At 59.0% G+C, this 16,393-nt stretch carries 13 protein-coding genes and 2 pseudogenes; 12 read left to right on the forward strand and 3 right to left on the reverse strand.

The genetic code is table 11. The annotated features are described in order from the left end of the window. Positions 1-278: 278 nt before the first annotated feature. From E3O50_RS01095 to E3O50_RS01155, 12 genes and pseudogenes are all read left to right on the forward strand, one after another. Entirely contained in the window at positions 279-1,442 is a 1,164-nt protein-coding gene (locus E3O50_RS01095) for a hypothetical protein (RefSeq protein ID WP_134542301.1), read from the forward strand. An 83-nt stretch (positions 1,443-1,525) separates the two neighbouring features. Then, positions 1,526-2,356 carry a glycosyltransferase gene (locus E3O50_RS01100; protein WP_134449686.1) on the forward strand — a complete coding sequence of 277 codons (831 nt, stop codon included), beginning with the start codon at positions 1,526-1,528 and terminating at the stop codon, positions 2,354-2,356. A 495-nt stretch (positions 2,357-2,851) separates the two neighbouring features. Continuing rightward, on the forward strand, positions 2,852-4,300 hold the full coding sequence (locus E3O50_RS01110; RefSeq protein WP_134558249.1) for an O-antigen ligase family protein: 1,449 nt from the start codon (positions 2,852-2,854) through the stop codon (positions 4,298-4,300). A gap of 335 nt (positions 4,301-4,635) precedes the next feature. Continuing rightward, on the forward strand, positions 4,636-5,214 hold the full coding sequence (locus tag E3O50_RS18995) for a hypothetical protein (RefSeq protein ID WP_166790588.1): 579 nt from the start codon (positions 4,636-4,638) through the stop codon (positions 5,212-5,214). 58 nt (positions 5,215-5,272) lie between these two features. Further along, positions 5,273-6,391 (forward strand): glycosyltransferase, encoded by a 1,119-nt coding sequence (locus E3O50_RS01115; RefSeq protein ID WP_166787397.1) that lies wholly within the window; start codon positions 5,273-5,275, stop codon positions 6,389-6,391. 347 nt (positions 6,392-6,738) lie between these two features. Further along, positions 6,739-6,972: pseudogene (locus E3O50_RS19780) on the forward strand (hypothetical protein); the annotation flags it as partial. A 1,046-nt stretch (positions 6,973-8,018) separates the two neighbouring features. Next, positions 8,019-9,311: a glycosyltransferase gene (locus E3O50_RS01130; RefSeq protein WP_134449682.1), complete on the forward strand. Its 1,293-nt coding sequence runs from the start codon at positions 8,019-8,021 to the stop codon at positions 9,309-9,311. Continuing rightward, a complete protein-coding gene (gene gmd / locus E3O50_RS01135) occupies positions 9,308-10,339 on the forward strand; it encodes a GDP-mannose 4,6-dehydratase (protein ID WP_134449681.1) in 1,032 nt (343 codons plus the stop codon). Before E3O50_RS01130 ends, gmd begins: the two co-directional genes overlap by 4 nt. Positions 10,340-10,341: 2 nt before the next feature. After that, entirely contained in the window at positions 10,342-11,325 is a 984-nt protein-coding gene (locus tag E3O50_RS01140) for a GDP-L-fucose synthase (protein ID WP_134449680.1), read from the forward strand. Between the two features lie 209 nt (positions 11,326-11,534). Further along, positions 11,535-12,071 (forward strand): sortase, encoded by a 537-nt coding sequence (locus E3O50_RS01145; protein ID WP_134449679.1) that lies wholly within the window; start codon positions 11,535-11,537, stop codon positions 12,069-12,071. A 195-nt stretch (positions 12,072-12,266) separates the two neighbouring features. After that, complete coding sequence (locus E3O50_RS01150) at positions 12,267-13,580, forward strand: UDP-glucose/GDP-mannose dehydrogenase family protein (RefSeq protein ID WP_134449678.1); 1,314 nt, start codon at positions 12,267-12,269, stop codon at positions 13,578-13,580. Between the two features lie 51 nt (positions 13,581-13,631). Next, positions 13,632-14,405, forward strand: coding sequence for an HAD-IIB family hydrolase (locus E3O50_RS01155; protein WP_134449677.1), 774 nt, complete (start codon positions 13,632-13,634; stop codon positions 14,403-14,405). A gap of 7 nt (positions 14,406-14,412) precedes the next feature. Here E3O50_RS01155 and E3O50_RS01160 read toward each other — a convergent pair whose 3' ends face one another. The 3 genes and pseudogenes from E3O50_RS01160 to E3O50_RS19000 form a co-directional block, all read right to left on the reverse strand. After that, positions 14,413-14,721, reverse strand: a complete 309-nt coding sequence (locus tag E3O50_RS01160) for a hypothetical protein (RefSeq protein ID WP_134449676.1) — start codon at positions 14,719-14,721, stop codon at positions 14,413-14,415. 284 nt (positions 14,722-15,005) lie between these two features. Next, positions 15,006-15,755, reverse strand: coding sequence for an ATP-binding protein (locus tag E3O50_RS01165; protein WP_134449675.1), 750 nt, complete (start codon positions 15,753-15,755; stop codon positions 15,006-15,008). Further along, positions 15,752-16,393, reverse strand: a pseudogene (locus E3O50_RS19000) (IS21 family transposase); the annotation flags it as partial. The pseudogene E3O50_RS19000 and the gene E3O50_RS01165, both read right to left, overlap by 4 nt.

The raw sequence follows: 16,393 nt of genomic DNA on the forward strand, positions 1-16,393 counted from the left end.
GATGGAGCGTGGGTTGGCTTCCACGACGAAGGAAGTCTTGTTGGAGTAGGTCGAGCTGAAACTCCGAGGCATCGATACCATTCGGTCCCGGCGAAAGATGGCGCAAATTGAATGCCGTTCGGTCTCGGCGTCTCGGCAGTGTCGGGCTTAGCGCGCTTGTCCGCGTTGGTACATTTCCCGTCACCGCACTCGCAACATTCCTGACAACTTCTCTAGTCATTGGTCATGCTGGAGCGGCTGGCTATGCCGCGATTGCGGTAGTAATAACCCTTTCCCAGTTGGTGCCCTACGCCGATCTCGGGATAGGGGCCGGTGTTATTAACGCGATCTCCATGTCGGAAGTAGATGATCCGATTCGTACAAAGGCGGTGGCCAGCGCGATCCGCGTGATGCTGGTGTCAATGATCATTGTCTCTAGCCTGGGCTTGCTCGGAATGACCTTCTTCTCATGGTCCGAGGTCCTGAGTCTCGAAAACTCTGGGTTGGGCCGCCTTGATACTGTGACTGCTCTTGTGATCGTGATCTTCGCAGCTACCATTCCGATGGGGATTGGACAACGGGTGCTCTTGGCGCTCCTGATGAATCCGATCGCGATCGTAGTTAATTCGCTAGGGCCGATACTGAGTCTCCTGGGCACCGCAGTGATCGTTGGAATGGGCCTTTCTCCAGAGCTATTAGTTTTCCCCCCGGTCGTTGGTGGCCTGATTAGCTCCTTTGTATCCTTGTGGATCGCGACCAAGCGGATTCGATTCCGATGGTTGACTGTCTTCCAATACCGCAAGTTTCATCTCCCCGGGCTTCTATCTCAGGGGATGTGGTATCTCATGATTAGTGTTGTTTCGGCTTTTGCCTTTCAATGGGGGCGGATCGTTCTCGCCTCTCGTGGAACGCTTGACCAAGTTGCCACATACTCAATTGCAATGCAGTTCTATGCGCCATTGTGGTCCTTCTTCATTGCGGCTGGAACGTCGCTCTGGCCCATATTTGCGCGCAATAGATCGCGGAATGAGAGTAATTCGGCGCTACTTTTGCGAATGGTTCTCTACTTTGCAGGTGCCGGTTTGGTTTGCATTATCGGACTTATGTTGTTCGGGCCGTGGCTGGCCGGCGTGATTTCACATTCGGCGGTGGAAGCAAGCGCAATGATATTCCTGGGATGTGGTCTCCTGATCATTGTTCAATCGGTCCAGCTCGTTCTCGGCGTCTCACTTACTTCTCCACGGGACCTTCGATTTCAGGCGCTTTGGGGCATCCCGATGGCTGCATCCGTGATTGGTGCCACTTGGCTATTCGTGCCTGCCCTCGGAGCAATAACGCCCTTCTTGGCTGCCGGTGTTGGAGTTCTGTTGTTTCAGGTATTTCCTAATGTCTTTCGTGTGCGCGCAAATAGCCGTTCGGTACGTGAGACCACCGCAAATCCCGAACTTGAGACTGTTGCCTAATTATCTAGAAGATCTCAGCATCCGGGAGAGTACGACCGTCGAGATCATCGTTCGCCAAGTCGAAGTATTGATAGGAGATTGAAATGGCACAAATCGGAATGGTGATTCCGACGTTAGGCACGCGCCCGGCATGGCTTCGCGGTACCTTGAAATCGATGTTCGAACAGCGTGGCGTTGATCTTAAGGTTGTCATCGTGACACCTCGTCCGGACGAGGTGAGACTGATTGCGGCTGGGACTCCCGCGGTTGTGGTTGCGTCAGACACGCCGGGAATATCGGCGGCCGTCAATGAAGGATGGGCGGAGCTAAAAGACTCGACTTTCCTGGCTTGGCTTGGCGACGATGATCTACTTGCACCGGGATCTCTCCGCATTTCGCAGGACGCGCTAGTCAGAAATGCAGCGGCTTCCGGCACGTACGGGTGCGTGCGATACATTGACGCCGCGAGTGAGACTCTCTTCGTTGCTCGGCCCGGTCGCTTTGCGAGCGCTTATCTGCGCTGGGGTAAAGACTTGGTCCCCCAGCCGGGTAGTCTATTTCGCCGTGAAGCAGTCGAAGCCGTTGGCGGACTGGATACCAGTCTTCGATATGCAATGGATTTTGATCTGTTCCTAAAGCTTCGAGCCTTTGGGCCACTCCGCTACCTTTCATCCGAGGTCGCGTCGTTCCGACTGCACCCCGGCAGCATTACGGGTGCGAACCAGTCGAGCGTGGAAGCCGAAAGCGTTCGTGCCAGGTTCCACTCCGCACGAGTGAACTCCATACGTAGGTCGCTGGCGCCCCTTCAATCGGTCACCGATCGGGCGCTATACAAGCTATCTCGGCGACCGGGGGGTCTGGTTCCACAAATGCTCGGGCGAGACTATGTACTCGACGTCTATAGCGATGCCGATCTCGACGGCTCAACGACATGAAGAACTACGGCCGAACGGTTTCGACGACCCCAGGATTCCGATTTAGTTGGGTCTTTCAAGATTTTGCTGCGAACGCCCACAGGCCCCGCACTCGTCTCTTATTGGTCACATTTAGGTTGGCGCAGGCGGCCCGACATCCATTTTCCGACCGCCCAAGTCTGCTGTCATATTTTGTAACTGCGTGGTACGTGTTCATTTCCGAATGGGTTCTCGGGATGGAGTTGCCGGTTAAGACTCACGTCGGCTCTGCGCTGCAAATCGTGCACGGTTTCGGCCTTGTAATTAATGTGGATAGCCGACTTGGTTCTGACGTGGTCATTCGCCAAGGCGTCACCATCGGCAATAAGGGTGACGGTGGTGCTTCGCCTACTGTCGGAGATGGCGTATCGATTGGATCCGGCGCTTGCGTTATCGGGGCCGTTACCATTGGAGCTCGAGTGCGAATTGGCGCAAATGCGGTCGTAGTAACGGACGTACCTGAAGACGTTTCCGTCGTTGGAAATCCTGGACGAATCCTTCAAAACCGGGCTCCAGGGGTTTGAGCGAGTGACTGAACCAATTGTTATTGCGCTCGTCACTGGATCCTCTCTAGGTGCGGTGTGGGTCTGGCTTCGCGGCGTACGTCGTGGTGACGTGGTTTCCAAGTGGAATATCACGACCACCTATGTGGTCCTCATAGCTTGGCTCCTGTTGGCATCATCGGTGTTCACACAGTTTGATGGCGGAAACGTATCCATAGTTAACGTCTTCGGGCAGACGACGATACTTGCTAATCCTCGAGCGGCGCAAATAATGCAGCTCGCTGGCTATGCCATTATCGGAATAGGATTCCTCACCTTCTTTGTGTTCGGTATCGTCAAAAGAAACCGCCTATCAACTCCCCTGCTGCTTATGGGGCTTCTGGTGGTGATGACGGATTTCTCTTCTGCCATCGCGGGTGCGTCTGCCATTGGGAACCCTCGCATCATCGCCTTATTCGCACTGTTTCTGGGTGCTTCAGTGCTGCCGCGCGGCGGTGGCGCTCGGCTCGGGGTGGCGTTCTTTGGATTCTCCGTCTGCGTCGCAAGTGGCATTTTCCTTCTCGTGAACTATGCTGCCGCGTTTAGGACATGCCGTGCAGACAAGTGCGGCCCGCTCGGCAATCTTTTCTTTGGAGTGACTACCGGGGAAAACACAATCGGTCTTATCGTCGCCACCTCAATCCCGTGCATATTCCTTGTGTTGCGCGGCGCGACACGTTGGATCCTGGCGGTTTATCTCCTTAGCGTGGTCTACATCTCTGGTAGCCGGACGGCGCTTCAAGTCGCCCTTATTGTTACGATTCTTGTCCTGGTAACGGGCATGAGTTCCACGTCGATGGGCGGAATTTGGCGACGGTTTGTAACGATTGGGACGGCATCGGTCGGATTGGCTCTTGGCATTGTGCTTCCCTATCTGCCCCTGAATCCAACTGATTTTACAAACCGCGCCTATTTGTGGAAGCTTGCTTCTGCTCAACTAGAGGACAGTCAACTTTTTGGATTCGGCGCGCTCATCTGGGGAAATCAGGTTGCTGTGGGCACGATCTCCAGAGATGAGGCATATTCTGTCCACAATCAATGGCTCGATATTAGATACACGACCGGGGCATTAGGTATTGCACTGTTCATCATCTTGATCGTGATTGCGCTGCGGCAAGCGGATAAATGGACCGCCCCCCAGACCGCGCTCTTGTTCATCCCGGTAATCTATTCGGGTCTACTCGAGCGTACGTGGGCATTTGGCTTGCTCGACGTCTTTGGGTGGATGGCAGCGGCCACGCTGCTTGCACTTGAGCCTGCGGCTGAACCGGCTGCAAACACCTCTCCTGTGCTGACGGAAGCAGTCGCTCAAAGAGGACATGGCACGGACCGAGTGCTTACCGGTCTAGGCAACACGAATCCGAAGGGAGCGCACGGGAATTGATCATGCGAAATTCTTATCTGCGTCTAGTCGCGCGAATACGATCGGCCGTACAGACTCGAGTGGACCGCATCTGCGCCCAATTGTGGGTACGACTACCACTTGGCGTTATGGGGCCAACCCGTGATCCACGAAGCGTCGACGATGCAACTCGAGTCATTGCGCTGACCACTTATCCGCCTCGCATTGGCGCTGTGCATTTGACGATTCGAAGCTTGCTTAAACAATCGATAGCCGTTGATGCGATCTACCTTGTCCTCTCGACCCTTGAGTTCCCGGGCGGTGAGTCGGACCTCCCTCCCAATCTACGGCGACTACTTGCCGCTACAAAAGGCAGAGTGAATGTACATTTCACGCCCGAAAATATGCGGTCGTTCAAGAAGCTTCTTCCGATCATCGCAATCTATCCTGAGGCGACTATTTTAACTGCGGACGACGACGTCCTTTACTGGCGATCCTGGGCTCAACAGCTCGACGCGGCCAGTCTGACCTTTCCTGGAACAGTAGTCGGAACCAGAGGAAGTCTAATAAAGATGGAGGGCAATCGTGCCCGCCCATACACGGAATGGCCGGCAGCAGAGGCCGGTGTACCCGGCCAACTCGTTTTTCTGACCGGTCGGGGTGGCATTCTCTACCCGCCACATTCTCTGGATCCGCGGGTTTTTGACTGGGCGACGGCTTCTCTCATTTGTCCGTCCGCGGACGATATCTGGTTCAAAGTCATGGCATCTTTGGCGGGCATCGAAGCGGTAAAGGTAGACACCGGTCGCGAATATCCATCCAATGGTGCAAGCCAAAGCAGCGCGCTTTGGCGTCGCAACGTCCTCAAGAACGAGAATGACGTGGCTTTCGAGGCGGTTGTGGACCGCTTTGGCCTTTGGGATACATACGTCACCGCACAAAGGCTCCGACGTTGAAGGTGCTAATCGTCGATTGCTTAGCTTATCCTTCCAGTTCACGTTGAGAGGTCCTCAAATGTACAGAAAATCGCCGGCCAGTAAGTTCGACGCGTTATATCTCGCCGTCCTTCCCTTCTATCGGGAGTATTGCATCCAGGAGCTCAAAGCTGATTTGTCTTTGGACGTGATCCTGTTTGCTGGTGATCGGCACGTCGATCCCACAATTCGAACCGGAATCAGTAGGTCCTTATATGTGCAAGTTAGAAACTACGTCCTTGCCGGACGCGTACTTGTCCAGCTGGGGGGGTGGCGCACAGCGATCAGCGCCAAGACCACGATCCTCGACCTCAATCCGCGCAGCCTCACGGCGTGGACATTGCTGGGTTTGAGACGCATTCTGGGTAGGCGAACGCTCCTATGGGGCCATTTGCACCCTCGCTCCGGAAGAGGCAGTAGGACGGCGGTGCTACGCCGCTCGATGCGGCGTCTTTCGAACGGGACGGTGCTTTACGGGTACGATAGCGTTCCCTTTGCGCTCGCAGAGCTCCCAGGGTCGCCCGTCTGGGTGGCGCCGAACTCTTTGTACGCAAGGGATGCGTTGACTGTACCGGCCAATGAAGGCCCGTACACCAGCGTCCTGTACGTGGGGCGCCTCGTTTCCGATAAGAAAGTAGACCTGCTCATCCGAGGATTCTTGAGGAGCGATCTTGCCACCCGCGGCGTGCAGCTTGTCATCGTAGGAGAGGGCGCCGAACGCAAGGCCCTCGCCGACCTTGTTTCGGAGCTGGGCGGCAATGCTTCGGTAACCTTTCTCGGCCAGGTCGCCGATGTGAATGAACTTCGCCATCTCTATGAAGACGCTCTGTGCTCCGTATCGCCGGGTTACGTTGGGCTAAGCCTCACACAAAGCCTCGGGTTTGGCGTTCCTATGCTGATCTCAAGGGACGAACCGCATTCTCCTGAACTCGAGCTCGCTCGAATCGGTGGCGTCGAGTTCTTCGAGACTGACTCGCCGCTTGCACTTGCGGCCGCTCTTGATGCGCTCGCGCCTGCCGGCAGTGCATGCGAGCGACAGCGAATCAGCATCGCAATTCGGAAGACATATTCGGCGGAAGCCATGGCGGCGGGGATCGCGTCGGCACTCAAAAACACCAAACAGGAACTCGGAGATGATGGATGGCCGTCGAATCGGTAGTCAAGGTGCCCAAGAACCGCAGCCGTATCCCAGCACCGCTAGAGGGAGTTGTTCGTGCATTGCAGCGACGACTAATGATCCATGGGCCGGTGACGTACGGCAAGAACTTGCGAATGGGTAGTGACAGCACCTTGAGTTCGGTGCACGGGCTCAGAGTCGGTCACAATGTTTCGATTGGCCAACGCACAGTCATCGAAGTCGACGGTGCAATCGGAGACTACTGCCTGATTGGGCGCGGAGTGCAGATTGTCGGTCGTGTGGATCATTCGATCGACGAGGTGGGAATTCCAATGGCGTTCTCGACGTGGGTTGGAGATCGACCCGCAGTCCCGCAGGATGCCGTACAGATTGGAAGTGATGTGTGGATTGGCGGTGGCGTCATTATTCTCGGTGGGGTCACTATCGGCGAGGGGGCCGTGCTTGGCGCTGGCGCTGTGGTGACACATGACATTGAGCCTTACGGAATTGCCGTCGGGAATCCCGCTCGAGTCATCCGGAAACGATTCGATTCTGATGCTCAGAGGCACGCGCACAGTACAGCTCTCCGTGTCGATAGTTCCGACGTGAGCGATAAGGGGTAGCTGAGCACATCACCGCAATCTCTTTCGTGTCTTGCCGCGGTGGCGCGAGGCAGATCTGGAGCCGGTGTGAAGCGCTGCCAAAATCTAGTTAGACAGGCGACTCGTTTCCGGAGCGCCATCGAGTCAATACCTTATGCGCGGAATCGCGGGCCGAGATCCTCTGGGCTACGGGGGCCCCAGACCCGATTTGCAGGAATCGCACCGTTCACAGTTGTTCCGGGCGTCACGAGTGCCGAACGACCGATATCAGCGCCGCCGAGGACAATGCATCGGGAAGTCACCCAGGCCCCGTCGCCTATTCGGATCGCCTTAGTAATCAGCGCCATGTCGCGACGATGGGCGTGGCTGCCTGTCGTTAGGAGTGTCTCCTGCGAGATTGAAACGTCATGTCCGATAAATACTTCGTCTTGATTGTGGAACCAAACCCCTTCCCCGATCCAAGAGTTCGCTCCTACGTGTAGCTTCCACGGGAACTTCACTCGGGTTCTGGGGCGGAATATGACACCTGGGCCAATGTCTGCACCGAATGCCCTCAGTACTCGAACGCGAAGCCCGGAACTGACTTGCCATGGATTCGTAACGAATAGCAACTCTGCTGCAGCCCACAGATAGATCACAAACCTAGGGCGGTCCCATGCTTCTCTCGAGCCAGGCGCTGCAGCAAGGCTGATGACCGGAATCTCAATTGGGTCCAATTCATCAGACGGCCTATTCGTCATCTTGTCCTCGCCGTGCGTCGCGGATGGTCCTCCCGTGGGACAGACCCTAGGGATTTCGGTCAACACCGTAATCCTAGGGCCCACGTTCGCCTGCAACAGGGGTAGGAATCGCGCTCGGCTGAAACGGGTACGGAAGGTCGTTCGGATGATGCCCTTACGTCATGAGAATGAAATCAGGCTGTAACCCGAACGGGGGAGGCCCGAAACTGGACGACGCTAGGGTGTTAGTGGGTTGTGGAGCGCCTGTTTCGGGACCGGGCACACCTCCAGTTTTGAGTAGTTGAACTGACTTTGAGCAAGTATCAAGAACCAGAAAGCAGATCGTCATTGACCAAGCAGACTCAGCTGAAGGTGCTCGTCATCGGCCTGAACTTCTCACCGGAGGTCACCGGGATAGCGCCATACACGAGTGGGCTTGTTCAGGGGCTTGTGGAACGCGGCTTCGCCGTCGATGTCATAACGGCACATCCTCACTACCCGGAGTGGAAAGTCCATGCCGGCTTTGGCGGTAGAAAGACGTCCGAATTTCTAGATGGCGTTCGCGTCACACGGTTGCCGCACTACGTTCCATCCAGCCCCGAAGGCCTAAAACGTTTGGCTTCTGAGATTTCCTTTGGAATAGGCGTCATGTTCGCGAAATGGGGTCGCCCAGACGTGATTGTGATGGTCTCGCCAGCGCTCTTTTCGACCGCCCTTGCGATGCTCAGAGCGCGGATGAGCCACCGAAAGCGCATTGTTAACATTTGGATACAGGACCTCTATAGCTTGGGGATGGCCGAAACTGGGACCGGTTCAGATTTCATCACCAGGGTAGTGACTTGGGTAGAGAAGGTCACGATCGCGGCAGCATCGGGCGTGGTTGTAATTCATTCCCGGTTCGCCGCCCACCTAGGTGAAAAGTTCGGCATCGGATCTGCGCAAATTGAGGTAATTCGAAACTGGACCCACCTCAAACCGACTCCGCCCTTCGATTTCACCGCCGTCCGTGCGACTCACGGCTGGAATCCAGATGAGACCGTTGTCCTACACGCTGGGAACATGGGGATTAAGCAGGCTCTCGGGAATGTGGTCGAAGCCGCACGACTTGCGGAAGCACAGGACCTCCCGGTCCGCTTCGTTTTATTGGGAAACGGAAGCCAACGAGACGCGCTCATGGCCCAGGGAAAAGGTATCTCTCGACTGCAGTTCATCGATTCTCTCGACGACTTTGGTTTCCAAAGGGCACTCGCATCTGCAGACATTTTGTTGGTCAACGAGAAGCTCGGTGTTTCCGAGATGGCCGTGCCCAGCAAACTGACGTCTTATTACAATGCAGGTCGGCCCGTGATCGCGGCAACCGATCGCAGAGGGGTGACTGCGGCCGAAATCGAGTCGGCGAGGGGTGGAGTCGTTGTGGACGCCGAAGACCCACAGGCAATAATCGATGAGGCAATTGGGCTCCGGGACGACCCAGCGCGGGCTGCTTTGTTCGGCGCGAATGGAATGCGCTACCGCGCAGACGTCCTAGGGCAAGAAGTGGCCATTGACCGATTTGCTCAATGGCTAAGGGGCTTGACGTCAATGCAGGACCATGTCGATGGTCACTCGCATTCGTTAGGCAAAGATGGAGGAAATTCATGACAAAGCGCGCTCTCATCACTGGAATTACCGGTCAGGATGGTTCGTACCTTGCCGAGCTCTTGCTCTCGAAGGGCTACGAGGTGCACGGGCTAATTCGACGTGCTTCGACGTTCAATACGGCCCGAATTGATCACCTGTATGTTGACCCGCACGACCCCGAGGCCAAGTTGTTCCTTCACTATGGCGATCTCAGTGACGGCAGCCGCCTTGTCACTCTGCTCGCCGAGATTCAGCCGCACGAGGTCTACAACCTTGCTGCGCAATCGCATGTTCGTGTGTCCTTCGACGAGCCCGAGCACACCGGTGACACGACGGGTATGGGCACCATTCGCCTGCTCGAGGCCGTACGCATGTCTGGTATTGAGACACGCTTCTACCAGGCGTCAAGCTCGGAGATGTTTGGGGCTACTCCGCCACCTCAGAATGAGGAGACCCCGTTCTACCCCCGCTCGCCGTACGGCGCAGCCAAGGTTTACAGCTACTGGATCACTAAGAATTACCGCGAGGCATACGACATGTTTGCCGTGAACGGCATTCTCTTTAACCACGAATCTCCGCGCCGTGGCGAGACTTTTGTTACTCGAAAGATCACACGCGCCGTCGCAGCCATCAAGGCGGGTAGACAGGATCATGTCTACCTTGGCAACCTCGATTCGATCCGTGACTGGGGCTACGCCGCAGAATATGTGGAGGGCATGTGGCGCATGCTGCAGGTTGACGAGCCCGATGACTTCGTCCTTGCCACCGGCGGAAACTTCACGGTGCGGGACTTCGTGGAGACCTCATTCAGTCACGCCGGCCTCAAATGGGAAGATCACGTGCGCTTCGACGAGCGATACTTGCGCCCCACCGAGGTGGACGCTCTCGTTGGCGACGCCTCCAAGGCTGAGGCCAAGCTTGGCTGGAAGGCCACGGTCGACACCGCCGAACTCGCCCGCATCATGGTGGACGCCGACATCGTCGCGCTCGAGCATGCGGGTGGCCACTGGATCGATGAGGTCAAACTCGCGAGTTGGGGTACGAAGTAGTCATGGCGGACGACCGCGACCACGTCAAATTCGTGCCTGGAGTCCTGGACCGCTCAAGTCGGTTTTACGTCGCAGGTCATCGCGGCTTGGTCGGATCCGCGATCTGGCGCCGACTAGAGGCGGAGGGATTCACCGATCTGATCGGTCGGACCTCTGCTGAGCTGGATCTCAAGGACCGAGATGCCGTCTTCGCATTCTTTGAGGAAGCGAAGCCGCGTTACGCAGTATTGGCGGCCGCGAAGGTGGGCGGGATCCTGGCGAACAGCACGTTCCCGGTCGACTTCTTGAGCGACAACTTGCGGATACAGGTGAACGTGCTCGACGCAGCCCTAAAGTGTGGCGTCGAACGCCTCTTGTTTCTGGGATCGTCCTGCATCTATCCGCGGCTCGCCCCGCAACCAATACGAGAGGACACCCTTCTCACGGGGCACCTCGAACCGACAAACGACGCCTATGCGATCGCAAAGATCGCAGGGATCCTGCAGATTCAGGCCGTTCGGCGCCAATACGGGTTGCCGTGGATCTCAGCGATGCCGACAAACCTCTATGGTCCCGGCGACAACTTCTCGCCGAAAGGGTCGCACGTCCTTCCGGCGCTCATACGCCGATACGACGAGGGGGCGCAGTCTGGCGCCGCCACCGTTACTAACTGGGGGACAGGCACTCCACGCCGCGAGTTCCTGCACGTCGACGACATGGCTGCAGCGTGTTTGCACCTGATGGAGCACTACGACGGTCCCGAGCAGGTAAACGTAGGCACCGGGTCTGACGTGACCATTCGTGAAATTGCGGAGACAATCGCGCGGGTCGTGGGATTCACAGGAGAGACTCTCTGGGACACAGAGAAGCCCGACGGCACGCCCCAGAAACTCCTCGACGTCTCCAAGCTCGCAGACGCAGGCTGGACAGCTCAGATCGGGCTGGAAGACGGGCTTGTATCAACGGTGCAGTGGTATCGGAACCACGTCACTAGCATTCGACAGTAGGGGCGCTGAGTGAAAAGCGAGCGCACGCCCGCGAGGCGTGCGCTCGCTTTTGGCCTACTCGGGTGTATGCAATGCAACGAAATGTTCACCCGATAGAAACACGCGAACTGGAAACGGGCTGTGAATGTCCCCTAAAGTAGGGGGTAGCCTCACTCGAGGTCAGCCAGTGTCGGCGAAAAATCATTGTGATCCACAGCAGGGATAACACCATGGCAAAAAAGATCCTCGCGGTGATTGCGCTCGCAGTCCTCGCCGTTTTCGCAGTCCCGGCCGCAGCTAACGCTGCCGGCTACGTCCCGGCAGCAAACGTTGCCGTCTCCGACAGCACCCCGGTTCCTGGCCAGGCAGTGACGGTCTCGTTCGACGGCGCGTCCTTCACGCCCGGTGAGAGCGTCTCCTTCGCCGTCACCGGTTCGGGCGTCGCTACTCTCTCCGTCGTGAAGTCCGGAACGGCGACGCTCGTCAAGTCGGCCACCACCACCGGTGCGGCCAGCGTTTCCGTCACGCTTCCGACGGACGCGACCGGTTCCTACACCACCACGGCCACCGGCCTCACCTCCGGCACCGTCGGCACGGCGACACTCACCGTCGTGGCCGCTGACAACGGCGCGACCGGACAGACCCTCGCCAGCACCGGCTACAACACCCCGGTTCTTCTGATCTGGGCTGCCGCTGGTGCGCTCCTCCTCGGTATCGCCCTCGTGGTTGTGCTGAGCTTCGTTCGCCGCCGCCGCGTAGCCGCGTAGCGTTTACTCAAGAGGCAACTTCTTCCGACACTGTGTGAAGTTGATCGCCACGAAGTGACCCCCCCCAGGAAAGGCCCCGGACATCGTCCGGGGCCTTTCTTAACGCCGGAGGCAGATCCTTTGCCATCCGTTACCCCGAGGTGAGTTCGATTCTCGGTTCCGCCGCCGTTAGGCTTTTTGTATGGAGTTAGACGTATGAAGATTTCTGTCATTGGTTGTGGGTATCTCGGGGCCGTGCACGCGGCCGCGATGGTAGAGCTCGGGCATGAGGTCGTCGGTATCGACGTCGACGCGAAGAAGATCGCGCAGCTTGCCGTCGGGCTTCCGCCGTTCTTTGAACCTGGCCTTCCCGAGATCCTGACCTCGGCCATGGCCACAGGCCGGCTGCGCTTCAGCACGGACATTGCCGAAGTTGCTGGCTCCCGCGTGCATTTCGTCGCCGTCGGCACCCCGCAGAAGCCCGGCAGCTACGCCGCGGACCTCACCTACGTGGACGCTGCAGTACAGGCGCTCCTGCCGCACCTCGGCGCGGGGGACCTGGTTGTGGGCAAGAGTACTGTCCCCGTCGGGACCGCCACTCGTCTCGCGGGCATCGTGGAAGCATCGGGAACCGGTGCGACACTCGCCTGGAACCCTGAGTTCCTGCGCGAGGGCTTCGCCGTGAAAGACACCATCAGCCCGGACCGTCTGGTCTACGGTGTTGCCGCTGGAGAGCCCGGCGAGCACGCAACCGCGCTGCTCAACGAGATCTACGCCGCCGCACTTGCCGCGGAGACTCCTCTCGTGGTCACCGACTTCGCCACGGCCGAACTCGTGAAGGTCGCAGCGAACGCGTTCCTCGCCACCAAGATCAGCTTCATCAACGCCATGGCCGAAATTGCCGAGGTCACCGGAGCCGATGTGACGCAGCTTGCCGATGCGATCGGCTACGACAATCGCATCGGGCGCCGTTTCCTGGGCGCCGGCGTCGGCTTCGGCGGCGGTTGCCTGCCGAAGGACATCCGGGCGTTCACAGCCCGGGCCGAAGAACTCGGTCGTGGCGAATCCGTGGCTTTCCTCAAGGAAGTGGATTCGATCAACCTGCGTCGACGCCAGCGTGCGATCGACCTCACCGTCTCGGCACTCGGTGGTAGCGCGTACAACGCCAAGGTGGCCGTGCTTGGCCTCAGCTTCAAGCCGCACTCCGACGATGTGCGTGACTCGCCAGCACTCGACGTCGCCGTGCAACTGCATGGTCTCGGCGCCAACGTCGTTGCGACCGACCCGCAGGGCATCGAGAACTCGCGGGCGCGGCACCCCCAGCTCACCTATTCGACCGACCTGGAGGAGACCTTGCGCGGCGCGGACGCTGTCGTGCTCGTGACCGAATGGCCTGAATTTAGACACCTCGACCCGGCCTGGGTCGGTGCCCTGGTCAAGAACAAGATCGTCATCGACGGACGCAATTCCTTCGACGCCGCCGCGTGGCGTGCTGCCGGCTGGACCTACCATGGTCTGGGCCGTCCGTAACCGGGCCGACATCGGGCATTCTCAGTATTCAGTTAGGAAAACAGCACACTCATGACGACTCTTCCCCGCCTGGTGGCCTTTGACCTGGATGACACACTTGCGGCCTCCAAATCCCCGATCGACCCGCGGATGGCCGACCTGATGGTGCGCCTGCTCGGTGTTGTGGAGGTCTGCGTGATTTCCGGTGGCCAGATCGGTCAGTTCCACATGCAGCTCATCGACAACCTCAACGACGTCGACGATGAGACCCTGGCCCGCCTGCACCTGATGCCCACCTGCGGTACGCAGTACTTCCTGCATAAGCGGGGTGGCTGGACGCAGATCTACGCGGAGTACCTCACCGATGACCAGAAGTCGCGGGCGCTCGTGGCTGTCGAGACCACGGCCCGAGAACTCGGTTATTGGGAAAGCAACACTTGGGGTCCGATCTTGGAAGACCGCGGTTCGCAAATTACGTTCTCGGCGCTCGGCCAGGCCGCTCCCGTGGCCTCCAAGGTCGCCTGGGACCCGACCGGGAGCAAGAAGAACACCCTGCGTGAAGCGGTGCAGATGCTGCTGCCCGACCTCGAGGTGCGCTCCGGAGGGTCGACCTCTGTCGATATCACCCGACAGGGCATCGACAAGGCCTACGGCATGAAGAAGCTCGCGCAGCTGACCGGGGTGCCCCTCGATGACATGCTTTTCGTCGGCGACCGTCTCGACGAGAACGGCAACGACTACCCGGTTCTCGCGCTCGGGGTCGAGTGCTTCGCTGTCGAGGGCTGGGAAGACACTGCCGCGTTCTTGGAGACGTTGATTCCTAAGCTCGCCGCCGCATCCGTCTGACGAGTCGTCAGCCTCGGTCGACCGGGAAGTCCAGGGTGCTCAGCGTGAACGTGCGCTCGAGCTTCCGCCATTTCGCGAGCACGAGGGTGGCCCCGTCGGAGCGGAGGTCGTGGACGAGCCCGATCGTGAGTACAGCGCGCTTCATCGAATTGTTCCAACCCTGCAGGGGGTAGTAGACCGAAACGATCTTCGGCACGGCCTTCGGGCTGTCGAACTTGTCGAAGACGAGCGGGTGGATCGATTTCAGGTCGACCTGCCAGGCGGCAGGTAATGAGTCGGGGGAGGGTGGCGATGTTTCGGGGCGCGGTGACGACATTGTGAATCCTCTGGTGACGATTGGCGGTGTCCGGGCGGAATCGTTAGTGCACTCTGGCCAGAATACGGCCGAAGAAGTACGAACGTGCTGAACTTTTACAAAGCGCAATGTCCGGGAAATGAACTCGTCACGCACTGCGGGTGTACCCATAAGAAGGGGCACGGAACCAGACTGAGTATTCGAGCCTTTGAGCCCCACCCGATCGTGCGGTTGAGCCCCACCGTTCGTGCGGAAGAGCACCAGTGGTGGTGTGGCTCAGCACCACCGGTGCTCCTCGTCACGGATTACGCGGTCGCGAGGGCGGCTTGTTCCCGCATGTTGTAGGTGCCTGTGTCGACCCAGGTGGTGTTGTGGATGATGCGGTCCATGATGGCGTCGGCGTGGACGCCGGCGCCGAGGCGCTGGTGCCAGTCCTTCTGTTGATATTGGGTGCAGAACACCGTCGAGGTCTCGCCGTAACGGCGCTCCATCAACTCCAGCAGCATCGTCCGCATCGATTCCGTCGGCCGGTCGAGTAGCCACTCGTCAATGACCAGCAGCGTGAACGCGGCATATTTGCGGAGGAACTTGCTCGCCCCGCCCGGGGCGTCCTGCGCGGCGACCCAGGCTTCCTCGAGGTCAGGCATCCGGATGTAGTGGGCGCGGATGCGATGCGCGCAGGCCCGTTTGGCGATCGCGCAGCCCAGATACGATTTCCCCGACCCGGTGAAGCCCTGGAAGACGACGTTTTGCTGCCGGGTGACGAATGAGCAGGTCCCGAGCTGGGTGAGCACCTGCCGGTTGAGGCCGCGCTCGTCGAGCAGGTCGATGCGCCGCAGATCCGCGTTCGGATAACGCAGTCCTGCCCGCCGGATCAGCCCGTCGACCTTGGAATGCATGAACGTCGAGTAGGCGTCGTCGACGGCCAGCCGGACCCGTTCCTCGAAGGCCAGGCCGATGCTGAGGGTGTCGTCCTGGGTGTCGATCGCCTGCAGCAGCTCGCTGGCGTTCATCTCGCGGAGCTTGCGTTTGGTCTCCCCGTCGAGGGCGCTCACCGGGTGCCTCCGGCGTAGTAGGCGCTGCCGCGGACATACCCGCCATCGTCGCTCTCGGGCTCGGGGGCCTGTCCTGTCTTGTCCTGCCCGGTGTCGAGGATCGGCCGCAGATGCGCATAGCGCGGGGATCGGACCGGACCCCGCAACGCGAGCGCGCAGGCGGCCTCGACCCGGGCCGGGGAGAACCGGCGCGACAGTTTCAGCACCGCCAACGCCGCATCGAAGCCGGCCTCGTCGATGAAGACGGTTTCGAAGATCTTGGCCGTCACGGTGACAGTTGCCGGCCCGATCCGCGTCGCCCATTCCTCGATCCGGGTCCGGTCCCAGGCCTGGAAACTGCGACCTTCGGGTAGGTCGGCCTCGTTGGTCCGATACTGGTTGCTGGTCGTTGCCGGCAGCAGCAGCAGGTGGCTGGCCAGGCGCTCATCGCGGCGATAGACCTCCAGCATCGTCTCGGTGACGCGCAGGTCGACCAGCGCGCCGATCTGGTTGAAGGGAACGGAGTAGAAGTTCTTGGCCCAGACCACGTGGGCGTTGGTGTTGACCTTCCGTTTGTAGGACCAGGTGCTGATCTCGAACGGGACCGCCGGCAGCGCCTGCAGCAGCGGCTTCTCCTCGGCGGTGAATACGCTGAGGCG

Source organism: Cryobacterium sp. MDB1-18-1, assembly GCF_004402735.1.
GTDB classification, from domain to species: domain Bacteria; phylum Actinomycetota; class Actinomycetes; order Actinomycetales; family Microbacteriaceae; genus Cryobacterium; species Cryobacterium glucosi.

Coding starts and splice junctions, on each gene's coding strand:
- E3O50_RS01100 (WP_134449686.1), top strand. CDS start 1,526: ATGGCACAAATCGGAATGGTGATTCCGACGTTAGGCACGCGCCCGGCA.
- E3O50_RS01115 (WP_166787397.1), top strand. CDS start 5,273: ATGTACAGAAAATCGCCGGCCAGTAAGTTCGACGCGTTATATCTCGCC.
- gmd (WP_134449681.1), top strand. CDS start 9,308: ATGACAAAGCGCGCTCTCATCACTGGAATTACCGGTCAGGATGGTTCG.
- E3O50_RS01140 (WP_134449680.1), top strand. CDS start 10,342: ATGGCGGACGACCGCGACCACGTCAAATTCGTGCCTGGAGTCCTGGAC.
- E3O50_RS01145 (WP_134449679.1), top strand. CDS start 11,535: ATGGCAAAAAAGATCCTCGCGGTGATTGCGCTCGCAGTCCTCGCCGTT.
- E3O50_RS01150 (WP_134449678.1), top strand. CDS start 12,267: ATGAAGATTTCTGTCATTGGTTGTGGGTATCTCGGGGCCGTGCACGCG.
- E3O50_RS01155 (WP_134449677.1), top strand. CDS start 13,632: ATGACGACTCTTCCCCGCCTGGTGGCCTTTGACCTGGATGACACACTT.
- E3O50_RS01160 (WP_134449676.1), bottom strand. CDS start 14,721: ATGTCGTCACCGCGCCCCGAAACATCGCCACCCTCCCCCGACTCATTA.